Here is a 15209-nt window from a genome sequence, read left to right on the forward strand (position 1 = left end):
TACCTTTGGTCGTTGTCTGGCGTTGATTACAGCAAAGCTATTGATTACTGTATAATCAATTAAATTCTTTATTTGATAACCAAACGGAATGGATATTCGACAACTGCGCGCCTTTGTGGTGCTGGCCGAACAGGGTAATTATCGCCTGGCGGCAGAACGGCTGTGTATTACCCAGCCGGCGCTGAGCAAACAGATCCAGGCACTGGAAGCGCTGCTGGGTTCCCGGTTATTTAACCGTGGCCGCCAGGGGGCGCAGCCCACCGCCAGCGGACAGCGACTCTATCCCGAGGCGCAGGCACTGGTCGGTCAGCATGTGCAGTTTCAACAGCGTGCTTTGAAGATCGTGCAAGGTGAAGCGGGGCGATTGGCTATCGGGTTCGGGCTGTCCAGTTTTCATCTGGCTCCGCAATTGGTTGCCGCCTTCCGCCAGCGTTTTCCTGAGGTTGCCGTGGGGCTGGAGGATTTGCCTTCAGAGCGGCAGTATCAAATGTTGTTGCAAGGAGAGTTGCAGGTGGGATTCGTGCGCCTGCCGGTCAGCACGCCGTTGCGAGCTACCGTACTGCTGAGCGATCGGTTGGTGCTGGCGGCACCCGCTGCGTTGGCGCTGAAGGCGGAAACGATCATCAGGCAATTCAACACCCTGCCGCTGTTGCAACTGACGCCAAAACGCGGACGCGGTCTGAGCGAACAGTCGCTGCGTTTTATTGCTGCCCATCAACTGACGCCCAATGTGGTGCAGCAGGCGGGGGACATCCAGACGCTGTTGGCGCTGGTTGCCGCCGGTATTGGCGTTGCCCTGTTGCCGCACAGCGTCAGCCATATTATTCCGGTGGGCATCGATATTCTGCCGCTGAGCGGTGAACAGACTGAGTGGCAGGTCGGCATTGCCTGGAACCCGCAGCAGGCTGATGCGCTGCGGGATAATTTTATTCAGGTTGCTCAGGCCACGGCAACGGCGAGTTTATAGCGGGCAGTGCATCACCAGTATCGGGTTCTGATGGTACTCGCTGCGGTGGCTTTCACTAAAACCGACTTTTTTCGCCAGGGCCACGGAAGCTTGATTATCCGGCGAAATAATACAGACCGCCTTATCGCCTGGTAAATGGTCTTTCCCCCAGGCCAGGGCCGCCCGCAATGCTTCGGTGGCATAGCCTTTGCCCTGCGCCGATGTCACTAGCGTCCAGCCCATTTCCGGGGCGTCGAGCGCCGGGGTGATATGCCGCTGGAAGTCAGAAAAGCCGATGCCGCCGAGGTAATCGCCGCTGACTTTATCGCGCACCGCCCAGTAGCCATAACCTAATAGCGCCCAGTGACCGACGTAACGCATTAGCCGACCCCAGGAGTCTTCCCGATCTCTAGGCGTGCCGCCGATATAACGTACCACTTGAGGATCGGCCCACATGGCAGCCAAGGCGTCAAAATCGTCCAGCGTATGGGCATCCAGGCGTAAACGTTCGGTAAGCAACTGCGGTGCGGCGGTAATAAGGGGCATTATTTTTTCCTGCACAGAACCAAAGGCGGTCTGTGCAGTATGCCAGAGAAATTACACCGCCAGCCACAGCAACCAGGTGAACAGGAAACCGCTCAGGCCGAGGATAGTGGTCAGCACCGTCCAGGTTTTCAACCCATCAGCTACTGAAAGACCGAGATATTTGGTGACGATCCAGAAGCCGGAATCATTCACGTGCGATAGCCCTAGCCCGCCGAAGCAGGTGGCGAGGGTGACCAGCACCAACTGTAAATGGTTCAGTCCGCTGACCGCTTCCGACAGTAACCCTCCGGTCGTCAGGATCGCTACGGTGGCGGACCCCTGTGAGGCACGCAGAGCCAGCGAGATAATAAATGCCGCCGGGATCAACGGCAGGCCAATGGTGGTCAGAACCTCCGCCAATGCCTTACCCACGCCAGACTCCACCAGCACTTTGCCGAACACGCCACCGGCACCGGTCACCAGAATCACCACCGCAGCAGTGGGCAGCGCACCGCCCATGACGTCGCTGGTGTGTTGCAGGCTCCAGCCACGGCGAATGGCCAGGAAATAGAACGCCAACAGCAGAGCGATCATCAGCGCTACCGCAGGGGAACCTATCAACGATAAAGTGTCACACAGTACCGAGCCTGGCTCAAGCAGGGTGGCGGAAACGGTACCCAGCATGATGATCGCGATAGGGATGACGATCAGCGCGGCCACCAGTCCGGCACCCGGCGGGTTGATGCGATCGCTTAACGGCGCTTTGCCTGTCGGGGCGGGCTCGGGGGCCGCCAACTGCAACTGTTCCAGCACTTCAACCGATAACGGGTAGGGCTTACGGTTCAGCCATTTGGCCGCGAAGTAGCCGATAACACCGACCGGAATGCAGATAGCCAGGCCGATAATGGTCAGCCAGCCGATATCGGCACTGAGTAACCCGGCAGCAGCCACCGGGCCAGGGTGTGGCGGCAGCGCGACGTGCACCGTCAGCATCACGCCGGCCATCGGCAGGCCGAATTTCAGCGGGGAAACTTTGGCCACTTTGGCAAAGCCGTAGATGATCGGTGCCAGAATGATAAAGCCGACGTCGAAGAACACCGGAATACCGAGAATAAACGCGGCGATGGTTAGCGCGGCGATGGTACGTTTTGGCCCTAAAGCCTGACTAAAACGCTGGGCCAGCGACTCGGCCCCGCCGGAATGCTCGATCATCCTGCCGAGCATCGCGCCCAGACCGATAATAATGGTTACCGAGCCCAGCACGCCGCCCATTCCGGCGGTCATCACTTTCATCACCTCGCCGGTCGGAATACCGCTGGCCAGCGCCACCAGCAGGCTAACCACCAGCAGGGCGACAAATGGCTGGATCTTGGCCTTGATCACCATCAGCAGAAGCAGTACTACGCCTAATGCGGCAATTATCAAAAGCAGGGAAGTCGACATGGGATAGCCTTTAATCGGGTAAGAGTCAGGCACCGCGATCGCCAGCTGGCGATACGGGTGCGTTTAATTTTTATAGGGTTGCTGTGCAGGTACGGAGGAGCGGCCTGTTACCGATAAGTCCTTATCCAACCCAGTCCGGCTCGGGTATCGCCACGCGGTTTGTACTCGCAGCCAATCCAGCCGGTATAACCGAGGCGGTCCAGTTGGGCGAACAGCCACGAATAATTCAGTTCGCCGTCGTCCGGTTCATGGCGTTCTGGTACTGAAGCTATCTGAATATGGGCATAGCGCCCGGCCAGTGCGGCCATCAGACCGCTGATATTGCCGTCGACCAACTGTGCATGGAAAAAATCGAACTGGATAAACACATTTGGGCGATCGACGGCTTCGACCAGTTTTGCTGCCTGATGCTGGCTGGAGAACAGATAGTTGGGTTTTACCTGCGGGCTGAGCGCTTCGATCAGTACCTTGATGCCGTGTTGGGCGAAGCTGTCGGCGGCGTAGCGGATATTGTCGATAAAGGTCTCGCGGTAGCGTTGCCAATCTTCTCCGGGTGGAACCACACCGGCCATGACGTGTACGCTGGGGCAGTTCAGCGCGATGGCGTAGGCCAGAGCTCTGTCGATATCGGCACGCGCGGCCTGTTCGCGGCCAGGTACCGCCGCCAGGCCCCATTCCCCGGCATCGGCATTACCGGGGGCGGTATTAAACAGCACCTGCTGCAGGCCGTGGCGGCGAAGCTTTTCCGCCAGCAACTCGGCCGGATAGTCATAGGGGAACAGGAACTCCACTGCGGTGAACCCTTCGGTAGCCGCGGCTTCGAACCGCTCCAGGAACGGCAGTTCGGTAAACATCATCGATAAATTGGCAGCAAATTTAGGCATGATTCAGCTCCGTAGCTCGGCAATCTCATCATCAGTCAAATAACGAATCGGGCGTTCGCCGAGGGTGAAAATCAGCTTCGCCGCATCCTCCATCTCTTCGGTGTTGTCCGCCGCCGCACGCAGACTCTTACCTGTGACCACAGGTCCGTGATTGGCCAGCAAAAAAGCACGGTGTGTCGGTGCCAGCCTGGCCAGATCCTCCGCCAGTCGCAAGTCACCGGGGCGATAGTAAGGCACCACCGGCACCTTGCCGACCCGCATCACCACATAAGGGGTGAAGGGTTTGATGGCATTCTCCACGTCTAACCCCTGCAGGCAGGACAGGGCGGTGAGATAGGTACAGTGCAGGTGCACCACCGCTTTGCATTCCGGGTTGTTCAGATACAGCGCGCGGTGGAAACTGATCTCTTTTGAGGGTTTATCCCCGGACAACCATTCGCCGCTCAGGCTGACTTTCGACAACCGATCGGCCTGCAGTTCACCCAGACAGGATCCGGTGGGGGTGGCCAGTAGCATGCCATCCGTCAATAACAGCGAAAGATTACCGGCAGACCCGGTGGCGTAGCCACGCTGAAAGAACGAGGCCCCCAAACGCACCATTTCTTCACGCGCCTGCTGTTCAGTGGTCAGTGTCATAGAGGGAACTCCGTTTGCGCCCGGGCGAAAAAGTTCTCGTCGCCAAAATTGCCCGATTTCAGGGCCAGTGAAATAGACTTATCGATGGCACGCACCCAGGGCACGCCGGGAGAAATGCAGGGGCCAATGTGGAAGCCGCGAATACCCAGAGCCTGTGTGACCACGCCGGAGGTTTCGCCACCGGCGACGATAAAGCGGCTGAACCCCCGCTGCTGGAGCTGTTTGACCACCCCGGCGAACAGCGACTCTACCGCCTGGCTGGCGGCGGCCATACCATACTGCTGTTGCACCTGCTGCAGTTTTTCCGGCTCTGCGGTGGCGTACAGCAGCGGGGCCAGCGGGGCACTTGCCTGCTGTTGCACCCAGTCGGCCAGTTCAGTGATATAGGCCGTGCGCTCGGCGTCGTCCAGGCAACGCGCCACGTCGACCGCCATAGCGGCGGCCTGTTGACGATAACGTGCCACTTGTTGATTAGTCATAGTGGAACAGGAACCTGACAAAACCACGGCTTTTACTCCTTGCGGCGCTCCAGCGGCCTGTGGGCTGCCTTGCCCCGGCTGCGCCCATTGGCGTGCCAGACCCATCGCCAGGCCGGAGCCACCGGTCACCAGCTTCATCTCTTTCAGCGCCGCACCCTGGGTCAGCAAATGCTGTTCATTCAGCGTATCGAGCACGGCATAACGCATGCCCTGATGTGCCAATTGCCGCAGTTTTTCAGTCACCGCCCCGGCGCCGCGATCCATTTCTGTGGCGTTCACCAGCCCACAGCGTCCCTGAGCCTGTGTTTCCATCAGCCGTAGCAGGTTACTGTCGGTCATTGGCGTTACCGGGTGGTGGCGCATGCCGGATTCTGCCAACAACTGATCCGACACGAACAGATAGCCCTGATATACAGTGCGGCCATTCACCGGCAACGCGGGTGAAATCACCGTCTGGCTTTCGCCCAGCGCATCAAGCAGGGCGTCGGTCACCGGGCCGATATTGCCCCGCGCGGTGCTGTCGAAGGTCGAACAATATTTGAAGTAAAATTGCTGGCAACCCTGGCGTTGTAGCCAGGCCAGTGCCTGCAACGACTGCTCAATGGCCTGCGCCACCGGGCAGGAGCGTGACTTCAGACTGATAACCACCGCCTGCGCTTCGATCGGCAGGTCATCCTGTGGCACGCCGTTCAACTGCACCGTCGGCAGGCCGTTTTCTACCAGAAAGCTGGCAATATCGGTGGCTCCGGTAAAATCATCTGCAATGACGCCGAGCAGCATTATGCGTTCTCCTTCTTTTGCGGCAGGTCGATACCGGCGAAGATCTTGATCACCGCACTGTCGTCCTCTTTGCCGAAACCGGCATTGCTGGCGGCGGTGAACATATTGAAGGCGGTGGAGGCCAGCGGCAGCGGGAAATGCAGCGCTTTGGCGGTGTCCGCCACCAACCCCAGATCCTTCACGAAGATATCAACCGCCGATTTAGGCGTATAGTCACCGTCGACCACGTGGCTCATGCGGTTTTCGAACATCCATGAGTTACCGGCGGCGTGGGTGACCACGTCGTACATAACGTCCAGCGGGATGCCGGCGCGGGCGGCCAGCGCCATGGCCTCGGCCCCGGCGGCGATATGTACCCCGGCCAGCAGTTGGTGGATGATTTTCACCGTAGCTCCCAGACCAATCTCTTCGCCAATGCGGTAGACCTTACCGGCAATAGCGTCCAGCACCGGTTGCAACTGCCGGAAAGTGGATGCGGCACCGGAGGCCATCACCGTCATCTGGCCTTCGGCAGCTTTGGCTGCACCACCGGAAACCGGGGCGTCCAACATGTTAAGGCCCAGGGCCAGCAACTGCTGTTCGATCTGTTTGGCATCGGCCGCAGAAATGGTGGAAGACACCATCACCGGCGTATTCGGTTTCAGCTTCGCGGCCAGGCCGTTATCGCCAAACAGGATCTGTTTCACTTGGGCAGCGTTGACCACCAGTAGCAGCAAGGCATCCAGCTCGGCTGCAAAGTCATCCGCGCAGGTGGCAGCCTGTTTTGCTCCGGCCTGTTGCAAGGTGGTCAGCGCCTGCGGGTTAAGGTCGACGCCGTAGGTGGTCAGCCCCGCATTAATGCACGACTTTGCCGCTCCCATGCCCATCGAACCTAATCCTACGATGCAAACTGCAAAATCCGCTGGCTGTGTCATACTGCACCTCATGTTAACTTTAGTTATAATTTGTTTTGTTGTGTTAAATATAAGCGCTTTTTGGTGTGTCATCAGCGATCTTTGTCACAATTATTAACAGTGAATGGATGAGGCTCACATCAGCCAATAATATGAATTCTTTTCTATCTGTTTGTTTTAAAATATTAAAATTAAATCACAGATAACATGTGCAACTTCACGGCCTGAAAACAGCAGGCTTTCGCCGAGCGAAAATTGACGTAAAATCACAATTATTATCACTGCGGTAAAGAGAGGGAACCGTGATACCTGTAGAACGCCATCAACAAATCTTAGCGCTGGTATCAGAACGCGGAGTGGTCAGCATTGCAGAATTGACCGAGCGGCTGGGGGTGTCGCACATGACCATTCGCCGCGATCTGCAAAAGCTCGAGGAGCAGGGCGCGGTACTGGCGGTGTCGGGTGGCGTGCAGTCGGCAGAACGGGTGGCGATTGAGCCTTCGCATCAGGACAAGGAAGGGATGTACAGCCAGCAGAAAGCGGCCATCGGGCAGTTGGCTGCCCGGCAGATACCCGCTGACAGCTGTATCTATCTGGATGCGGGTACCACGACGCTGGCGCTGGCCAGGCACATTAGCGATCGCGATGACCTGACGGTGGTCACCAATGATTTCGTGATTGCGGGTTACCTGATTGAGCACAGCCAGTGCAAAATCATTCACACTGGCGGTACCGTCTGCCGTGAAAATCGCTCCTGCGTGGGGGAAGCGGCAGCACAGGCATTGCGCGGGCTGTTTATCGATCTGGCGTTTATTTCCGCTTCGTCATGGGGGATGCGCGGGTTGTCGACGCCGAACGAAGACAAGGTGGTGGTCAAGAAAGTCATTGTGGATGTCAGCCGCCGCTGCATTCTGCTCAGCGATACTTCTAAATACGGTAAAATCGCCACTTATCTGGCGCTGCCGATAACGGTATTTGATGCGATTATTACCGATGACAACCTGCCCGCCGCCGCGCGCGAGGCGATCCTGCAGGCGAATATTACGCTGATGACGGCCGGAGAGTGAGTGGCTAAAAGTGTTACTCATTATTATGTGATAGGGCGCAGCCTGCAGCGCCCCTACCATGAAGCTATTGGCCAACTGCCGAGGATTATGGCATTTCTTCTGAGCGGTCGCGGTGGATCATCGAGCCAGCCATCAGCGGGGATCCTGCGCAGTGTTGCGCAGAAAACTAAATACCGCTGAACCAGTTATAGCCCTGATCTTCCCAGTAGCCGCCGGGGTTGGTATCGCTGACAAAAATAGCGGCGATATGTTTGGCGTTCTTGAACCCCAGCTTGGTGGGTACCCGCAGCCTTAGCGGGTAACCGTAATCTGCCGGCAGCGCTTTGCCACCGAAGTCCAGCGCCAGAATGGTCTGCGGATGCAGCGCGGTGGTCATGTCGATGCTGGAGTAATAACGGTCCGCGCATTTGAAGCCAACATAGCGCGCGTTCAGATCCGCCCCGACGTGCTGCAGGAAGTTACGCAGCGGCACGCCGCCCCATTGGCCGATGGCGCTCCAGCCTTCGATACAGATCAAGCGGGTTATCTGGCTTTGCTGCGGTAGGTGCTGCAGCTGTTCCAGCGTCCAGGACGCTTTTTTCTCTATCTTGCCGGAGACTTCTAGCCGATAGCCGGCGAGATCCAATTCCGGCACGTTGTACGCGGGGTAAAACGCATTGAACGGGAAGGGATCGGTAATCTGATCCGGACGATAGGTCTGTGCCAGCTTTTGACCGTTGAACAGCCAGGCTTGTACCCGATCGTTCCAGCGTGACATTGCCCACAATACTTTATCGACCTGATCACCGTCCTGCAGGTTGCAGCCGGTCAGCAGAGCGACACCGCCCAATGTCAGACCGGAACGCAGCATCAGGCGGCGCTGCAGATTCACCAATTGTTTCTTTTGCGCCGGCTCAAGTGTGAGTGCCACAGGGCGCTGTTTTTTATCACTCATGCTTGCCACCTGTAATCATTGCCCATAGCGTGCGCGGCACGATCATCACCATCAACAGGTGGATCACCACAAATAAACCAATGCCGGACATAGCGAAAAAGTGCACGTAACGCGCGGTGTCAAAACCACCGAACAGGCTTACCAGCCCTTGTAACTGCACAGGTTTCCAGATTGCCAGCCCGGAGAGCACCAGCAACAGCCCGAGAACCAGCACGCCGAGGTACATTAGCTTTTGAATGGCGTTATAACGGCCGTGCTGATGCTTTAGCCGCAGCGTTAACGCCTGCCAGATATCGCGCCGTAACATACCGGCGGTGAGCGGCAGCAGATCCCGCCGGAAATGGCCGCTGAACAGGCTCCACAGGAAATAGCACAGCGCGTTGCCTGCCAGCAGCCACATGACCGCCAGATGCCAACCAATCGCGCCCCCCAGCCAACCACCGAGCGTAACCTGCGGCGGGAAGAGAAAGCCGAACAGCGGTGAGGCGTTGTAGATTTCCCAGCCGCTCATGAACATGCAGACCATGGCAAACAGATTAATCCAATGGGTAAGGCGTACCGGCCAGCGGTGCACCGGTCGCGGCGCGTTGGTTTTCATCATTGGCTCCCGAGTTACATCGGCGGAACGGTGCCGTCTTTGCCGGCAGAAATGCGGGTGGCGACGCGTTCACCCTTATCGTCAGTGGCGGAGAACAACACGATGTGCGCGCCGGGTTTCAGCAGGCTGCGATCGCCGGGATCAAGCGTCACGATTGGCACATCTTCCGGCACGTTAACGGTTTTCTGCTGGTTGCCGTAGGTTACGGTCAGAGTGCTGCCGTTGGATTTAACCAGTTTACCGACGGTGCCGTTGGTCATGGTATCCACCTTGCCGTCGGCAGATTCCCAGGCCGAATGGCCCTCACCGGTGCCGCGCAGGCTGGCGGCGAAGACGTGGACTTCCAGCGCTTTCAGGCTGCCGTCCGCTTGGGGTACTGCGGCGGTGCCGATAAAGCTGTCCGGTTTAATGTCATCCAGCGTACCTTTTGAAACGCTCAACACCTTTGTCTGGTCGTTGAGTTTGACATTGACCTTCTCCCCTTTACGGTCGGTAACCTGCAGGCTGCTGTCGGTCACTTGATCAATAGTGCCGCGCAGTGGAGCAATCACTTTCCCTGGTGTTTGAGCCGCAGCGGCGGCTCCGCTGCACAGCATCAGGGTGGACAGCAGTAAACCGGCAAAACGATGACGGGTAATCATAATGTTCTCCTCTGTTTAGGTTGCCGGTTAAGCATGGTTGAACAACAGGGACAGCACCATGTCCGTTTAATGACATTAATGTCATCAAGCATGTCTGCCGAAGCTGCTAATATTTCGGCTGGCGTAATGAGGTGGCGACAATGCGGATATTGGTAGTTGAAGACGACATCAGCACGGGTGATTACCTGAAGAAAGGGCTGAGTGAGGCCGGGTATAGCGTCGATTTGGCGCGTAACGGCACCGACGGCCTGTTTCGGGCGCTTGAGGATGCTTACGACGCCATTGTGCTCGACGTGATGCTGCCAGGGCTGGATGGCTGGCAGATCATTGAGGTACTGCGCAAGAAAAGCGACGTGCCGATTCTGTTTCTGACCGCCCGCGACGGGGTGCAGGATCGTATTCATGGCCTGGAGCTGGGGGCCGATGATTATCTGATCAAACCTTTTTCCTTCACTGAACTGGTGTTGCGATTGCGCACGCTATTGCGGCGCGGCACGGTACGTGAGGCCGACCACTATGCGATTGCCGATCTGCAGCTTGACGTCCTGCGCCGCAAAGCGGTACGGCAGGAACAGGTGATCCCGCTGACCAACAAAGAGTTCATGTTGCTGCATCTGTTGGTGCGCCGCGAAGGAGAGGTGTTGTCACGCACCATGATCGCCTCGCAGGTCTGGGATATGAACTTTGACAGCGATACCAACGTGGTGGATGTGGCGATCAAGCGGCTACGCGCCAAGATTGATCGGCCATTTGACGTCAAGTTGATCCACAGCGTGCGCGGCATCGGCTACGTTTGCGAGCCGCGCTCATGAAGGCTTTGGCACAATGTTGGCGGGCGCTGTCGTTGACGCTGCGCAGTGCGATGCTGTTTGCGCTGGTGGCGGCACTGGTGGTTAGTAGCGCAGGATGGTACCTGTATAGCGCGATGCGCGAGGAGATGACTATCCGCAGCGATTTACAGGTCACCGGACGGGTGGAGTATTTTCGCCACTTACTGAGCCGGCGCTTTCCTCTCGAGCGGCTGACGGCGAATACCGGCCTGTTCGAAAATATGCTGGGTAACGAACAGGACGTACTGATTTTTCAGCTAGCGGGGCAAAAACCGTTAATCAACGTTAACCCGGCCAGGTTGAGTTTGCCGGCGATAGTCCCGACGCCGGTTGGCACGCCGCAGCGCTTGAGTGCTGTGCAGGGGGGGCAAACGCCACAGGGCGTGCCACTGCGGGCCGTATCGGCGTTGGTCAAACTGGAGGACGGCCGCCTACTGCAAATCTCGGCCGCACATGTGTTGGTCAATGAACAGAAGATGCTGGCTCGTTATCTTTGGCGAATTGTGGCCGCGGTGGCGATGGCGTTTGTGCTGATTGCATTGCTGGGGTATTGGGTGATGCGTTGTGGGTTGCAGCCGTTATGGCGTATGGCGGCGCAGGCGGCGGTGATCACACCGAATACACTGTCGACTCGCCTGAGCGAGCAGGGAGCGCCGAAGGAATTGCAGCAACTGACTCGTTCGTTTAATGCCATGCTCGATCGCCTGAACGAAGGCTATCAACGGTTGACGCAGTTTTCCGCCGATCTGGCGCACGAGATCCGCACTCCGGTGGGCGCGCTAATGGGGCAATGTCAGGTGGCGCTGTATCAGTCACGCAGCGTGGAAGAGTATGAAACCCTGTTGTCGAACAACATGGATGAACTGGAACGTATTTCACGCATGGTAGAAAATATTCTGTTCCTTGCGCGTGCCGGCGAGGGGCAGGCGGTGCTGAACGTCAGTCGCCTTGATATGGCGCATGAGCTGCAACGGGTGGCGGATTATTTTGAAGGCCTGGCGGAAGAACGCGGCATTACGCTGGTTTGTCAGGGCGAAGGGCAATTGCTGGCGGATGCCATGCTGTTCCAGCGTGCACTGAGCAATCTGGTGGCCAATGCGGTGCGTTATGCCGATGAGAACAGCCAGATATTGCTGCAAACCCTCAATCAGCAGACTGGCGAAGTGGTTGTACAGGTGGTTAATCAGGGGCCGGCTATTGCCCCGGCCCATCTTGATAAGTTGTTCGACCGTTTCTACCGCGCCGATGCTGCCCGCAGTGCCGGCAGCCATGCCAGCGGTCTGGGGTTGGCGATCGTCCGCGCAATCATGACGCTGCACGGCGGTAAGGCCCGCGCAGAATGTGCGCATGAGGATAAGGCGGCTCGAATAACCTTTAGCCTGATATTTCCCGCTTCCGATTAATTCAATGTGGTTTGCGCAATGACCTGCAATCGGCTTCAGTGGCGAACTTCGCAGAAAAAAGGCCACGTGGTGTAGCCTTTTGGGTTTTAGCGGGGGGTTACATATCCGGGAAGGTTAGGGTATTGCCCGGTGCTTCACGGTGGATATGTACAAAGTTCAGGTGTTTCTCGTACTGATCGAGGATATCGCCGATCACCTGTTCTTTGCTGTAGTCCATCAGGTCATTGCCCTGGGTGCCTTCCATCAGGAAGGTTTCCAGCCGGTAGTAGTGCGACTTGCCGGAACGGGCGCGATAGGTAAAGCCCGGCACCGAGTAACGCTGTGGCCAGATCTGATAGATAAAGTTCTGCTCCTCGCCCAAATGCACCAACAGTTCCAGATGGTTCAAACGCTCATCTTCGGTTGGCGGCACATCACTGAATTCCACTTTGGCCCCGCGCAATTCCAACTCTCGCGCTACTTCCTGCATCGCCGGTCGGCAACGGGTATCCATCATTTTCTGTGTGTATTGGGTACCCGGATAATTCATCACCCGTGACAGACGCTGCTTCCAGTTCAACACGTCATTGCTGGAAACCGGCATTGGCGCGGTGGTGTTCAGGGCGCTGGCCTTGCGGTAATCCTCTACCCGTAGCGATTTATACAGCCCGGCCATCACAAAGAAGATCACAAAGCTGAACGGCAGGCCCATGATCACCGTGGTTTTCTGTAGTGCGGGCACGCCGTCGGTCATCAACATACCTATGGTCAACAGGCCAATCGCCACCGACCAGAAAATACGCAGCCAGTTGGGAGCGTCATTATTGATATCACTCAGGCGCGAGGTGAAGTTACCTAGTACCAGCGAGCCTGAATCTGCCGAGGTGACGTAGAACAACAACCCGGTGATAGTGGCCACCGAAGCGCTGAAGGTAAAGCCCGGATACTGCGCCAACAGGCTGTAGAAGCCCCGTTCCGGGTACTGCATCACTTCCTGCGCGAAGGCGGCGTTGCCGTGAATAATCTGGTACAGCGCGCTGTTACCGAAGATTGACAGCCACAGCAGGGTAAACACAAATGGAATAATCAGCGTGCCGACCACGAACTGGCGGATGGTGCGCCCGCGTGAAATTCGCGCCAGGAACAGGCCGACAAACGGTGCCCAGGCGACCCACCAGGCCCAGAAGAACAGGGTCCAGTTGTTCATCCACTCCACCGGGCGATCGAAGGCGAAGCTGTTGAGCGTCATGCCCATAAAGCGGTTGATGTAATCACCGACGTTAAGCACCAGCGCATTGAGCAGGAACTCGGTATCGCCGAAGAACAGCACGAATAAAATCAGCCCCAACGCCAACAGCACGTTGAGCTCGGAAAGAATACGGATGCCCTTATTGACGCCGGAAGTCACCGAAATGGTGGCCATGATCACCGAAAGCAGGATCAGCGCGGCCTGAACCGTCAGGTTTTCCGGTATATGGAACAGCACTTTCAGCCCGTAGTTCAACTGCACTACGCCAATACCGAGCGTGGTGGCGATACCGAAGATGGTACCCAGCACCGCGGCGATATCTACGCTGTGGCCAATCGGGCCATTGATGCGTTTACCGAAAATCGGGTACAGGGCAGAGCGGATGGTCAGCGGCAGGTTATAGCGGTAGCTGAAGTAGCCAAGGGCGATGCCCATCAACGCGTACATCGACCAGCCGGTCAGGCCGTAGTGGAACAGCGTCCAGACCATGGCCTGGCGTGCGGCTTCCAACGTCTGACCCTGACCTTCCGGCGGCATCATATATTGTGTCACCGGTTCGGCGACCGAGAAGAACATCAGATCGATGCCGATACCGGCGGCGAACAGCATCGCGGCCCAGCTCATCAGGCTGAATTCGGGTTTTGATTGCTCAGGCCCGAGCTTGATCGAACCAAAGCGCGAAGCGGCGATAAACACCACAAATACGATGTACAAAGTGGCGGCCAGCAGATAATACCAGCCAAAGGTGGTTGAAACCCAATTCAGAGTGCGGGTTATCCATCGCCCGGAGAAATCGGTAAAAAAGATGGTCATCAGCGAGAAGGCCAAAATCAGCCCTGCCGAGGTAAAGAAAACCACAGGATTAAGGCCATCCTTTTGCGGTTTTGAGGAGGTTTCGCGTGTTGTCATCGTCTTCCTCTGTTTTTTAACAACTGAGTAAAATCGTGCCCACATACCAGCCTGAACGACACGCAGGTGTCGCCCGGAAACCGTGCGGATAAAAACGCCGCGGCAATCGCCATTCTGCTTGCCAAAGATTGCCGCTTTGCTTGTTAACGAAACGGAAAATCGTTTCGTGGTGGGAACCGCTTACAGACACTGATTTTGGTCAGATTCGTTAAATACCTCACAAAAATCAGCCAGTTCCACAACCGAAAAGTACATATTTGTAACCAAGCGGTAATAAAATATATGCAATTTTTATTGAACGTTCAATCAAAAAAAAGTTTAATAGTTGTCATGAAGACCAAGTTCAGCAGGCGGAAAGACGGTGAAATCCCGCCGCTGAGACGAGGCCGAAGTCGGTTTTGTGAGAGTCGAATTATGCCAAAGGTAGGAATGCAGCCGATCAGAAGGCAGCAGTTGATAGATGCCACGCTGGCCGCAGTCAATGAAGTTGGAATGCATGATGCCACCATTGCGCAGATAGCGCGGCGGGCGGGAGTTTCCAACGGCATCATCAGCCACTATTTCAAGGACAAGAACGGTCTGCTGGAAGCCACGATGCGCTATTTGATTAGTCATCTGGGCGAAGCGGTGAAGATAAGGCTGCTGGCGCTGAGCAACCACAGCCCGGCATCGCGGCTGCAGGCGATTGTCGCCGGCAACTTCGACGACAGCCAGATCAACAGCGCGGCGATGAAAACCTGGCTGGCCTTTTGGGCCAGCAGTCTGCATCAGCCGCAGTTGAACCGGCTGCAGCAGGTGAATGGTCGTCGTCTGTATTCCAACCTGTGCGCCGAATTTAGCCGGGTACTGCCGCAGGCGCAGGCACGGCTGGCGGCCAAAGGGCTGGCGGCGTTGATCGACGGCCTGTGGTTGCGTAGCGCGTTGCGCGGTGCGGCATTTAATCAGGCGCAGGCGCTAGCGCTCACTACCGATTACATTACGTTTCAACTCCGGGGGCACACGCCACCCTGAGG

15 protein-coding genes are annotated in these 15209 nt (G+C 57.0%); 5 read left to right on the plus strand and 10 right to left on the minus strand.

Annotated elements, in window-relative coordinates; all coding sequences use genetic code 11:
- Window positions 1-88 precede the first annotated feature (88 nt).
- A complete protein-coding gene (locus ACUTQ5_RS02975) occupies window positions 89-967 on the plus strand; it encodes a LysR family transcriptional regulator (protein ID WP_445650010.1) in 879 nt (292 codons plus the stop codon).
- Here the strand turns inward: ACUTQ5_RS02975 and ACUTQ5_RS02980 are convergent.
- The 6 genes from ACUTQ5_RS02980 to ltnD form a co-directional block, all read right to left on the minus strand.
- The gene (locus tag ACUTQ5_RS02980; protein WP_445650011.1) at window positions 962-1492 is read right to left on the minus strand and encodes a GNAT family N-acetyltransferase; all 531 of its coding nucleotides are present in this window, start codon (window positions 1490-1492) and stop codon (window positions 962-964) included. The genes ACUTQ5_RS02975 and ACUTQ5_RS02980 overlap by 6 nt on opposite strands.
- A gap of 51 nt (window positions 1493-1543) precedes the next feature.
- The gene (locus ACUTQ5_RS02985; protein ID WP_445650012.1) at window positions 1544-2914 is read right to left on the minus strand and encodes a GntP family transporter; all 1371 of its coding nucleotides are present in this window, start codon (window positions 2912-2914) and stop codon (window positions 1544-1546) included.
- 107 nt (window positions 2915-3021) lie between these two features.
- The gene (locus tag ACUTQ5_RS02990) at window positions 3022-3798 is read right to left on the minus strand and encodes an HPr family phosphocarrier protein (RefSeq protein ID WP_445650013.1); all 777 of its coding nucleotides are present in this window, start codon (window positions 3796-3798) and stop codon (window positions 3022-3024) included.
- Window positions 3799-3801: 3 nt separating this feature from the next.
- A complete protein-coding gene (otnC, locus tag ACUTQ5_RS02995) occupies window positions 3802-4434 on the minus strand; it encodes a 3-oxo-tetronate 4-phosphate decarboxylase (protein ID WP_445650014.1) in 633 nt (210 codons plus the stop codon).
- Window positions 4431-5693 carry a 3-oxo-tetronate kinase gene (gene otnK / locus ACUTQ5_RS03000; protein WP_445650015.1) on the minus strand — a complete coding sequence of 421 codons (1263 nt, stop codon included), beginning with the start codon at window positions 5691-5693 and terminating at the stop codon, window positions 4431-4433. The genes otnC and otnK overlap by 4 nt, the downstream gene beginning before the upstream one ends.
- On the minus strand, window positions 5693-6607 hold the full coding sequence (ltnD, locus tag ACUTQ5_RS03005) for an L-threonate dehydrogenase (RefSeq protein WP_445650016.1): 915 nt from the start codon (window positions 6605-6607) through the stop codon (window positions 5693-5695). Before ltnD ends, otnK begins: the two co-directional genes overlap by 1 nt.
- A gap of 281 nt (window positions 6608-6888) precedes the next feature.
- Between ltnD and ygbI the strand changes: the two genes are divergently transcribed.
- Window positions 6889-7653: a DNA-binding transcriptional repressor YgbI gene (ygbI, locus tag ACUTQ5_RS03010; RefSeq protein WP_445650017.1), complete on the plus strand. Its 765-nt coding sequence runs from the start codon at window positions 6889-6891 to the stop codon at window positions 7651-7653.
- 166 nt (window positions 7654-7819) lie between these two features.
- Here ygbI and ACUTQ5_RS03015 read toward each other — a convergent pair whose 3' ends face one another.
- From ACUTQ5_RS03015 to ACUTQ5_RS03025, 3 genes are read right to left on the minus strand one after another with little or no spacing between them, the layout of a single operon-like run.
- Window positions 7820-8587 carry a molybdopterin-dependent oxidoreductase gene (locus tag ACUTQ5_RS03015; RefSeq protein ID WP_445650018.1) on the minus strand — a complete coding sequence of 256 codons (768 nt, stop codon included), beginning with the start codon at window positions 8585-8587 and terminating at the stop codon, window positions 7820-7822.
- Window positions 8580-9185 carry a cytochrome b/b6 domain-containing protein gene (locus ACUTQ5_RS03020; RefSeq protein WP_445650244.1) on the minus strand — a complete coding sequence of 202 codons (606 nt, stop codon included), beginning with the start codon at window positions 9183-9185 and terminating at the stop codon, window positions 8580-8582. Before ACUTQ5_RS03020 ends, ACUTQ5_RS03015 begins: the two co-directional genes overlap by 8 nt.
- A gap of 14 nt (window positions 9186-9199) precedes the next feature.
- On the minus strand, window positions 9200-9826 hold the full coding sequence (locus ACUTQ5_RS03025; RefSeq protein WP_445650019.1) for a hypothetical protein: 627 nt from the start codon (window positions 9824-9826) through the stop codon (window positions 9200-9202).
- A 140-nt stretch (window positions 9827-9966) separates the two neighbouring features.
- Between ACUTQ5_RS03025 and ACUTQ5_RS03030 the strand changes: the two genes are divergently transcribed.
- Both ACUTQ5_RS03030 and ACUTQ5_RS03035 read left to right on the plus strand, forming a co-directional pair.
- Complete coding sequence (locus tag ACUTQ5_RS03030) at window positions 9967-10638, plus strand: heavy metal response regulator transcription factor (protein WP_445650020.1); 672 nt, start codon at window positions 9967-9969, stop codon at window positions 10636-10638.
- On the plus strand, window positions 10635-12059 hold the full coding sequence (locus tag ACUTQ5_RS03035; RefSeq protein ID WP_445650021.1) for a heavy metal sensor histidine kinase: 1425 nt from the start codon (window positions 10635-10637) through the stop codon (window positions 12057-12059). Before ACUTQ5_RS03030 ends, ACUTQ5_RS03035 begins: the two co-directional genes overlap by 4 nt.
- 97 nt (window positions 12060-12156) lie before the next feature.
- Here the strand turns inward: ACUTQ5_RS03035 and ACUTQ5_RS03040 are convergent, their stop codons facing one another.
- On the minus strand, window positions 12157-14196 hold the full coding sequence (locus tag ACUTQ5_RS03040; protein WP_153857461.1) for a choline transporter: 2040 nt from the start codon (window positions 14194-14196) through the stop codon (window positions 12157-12159).
- Window positions 14197-14610: 414 nt separating this feature from the next.
- Here ACUTQ5_RS03040 and betI point away from each other — a divergent pair, with 414 nt between their 5' ends.
- Window positions 14611-15207: a transcriptional regulator BetI gene (betI, locus tag ACUTQ5_RS03045; RefSeq protein WP_445650022.1), complete on the plus strand. Its 597-nt coding sequence runs from the start codon at window positions 14611-14613 to the stop codon at window positions 15205-15207.
- Window positions 15208-15209: the final 2 nt, after the last annotated feature.

This window comes from Serratia sp. NA_112.1 (assembly GCF_052691715.1).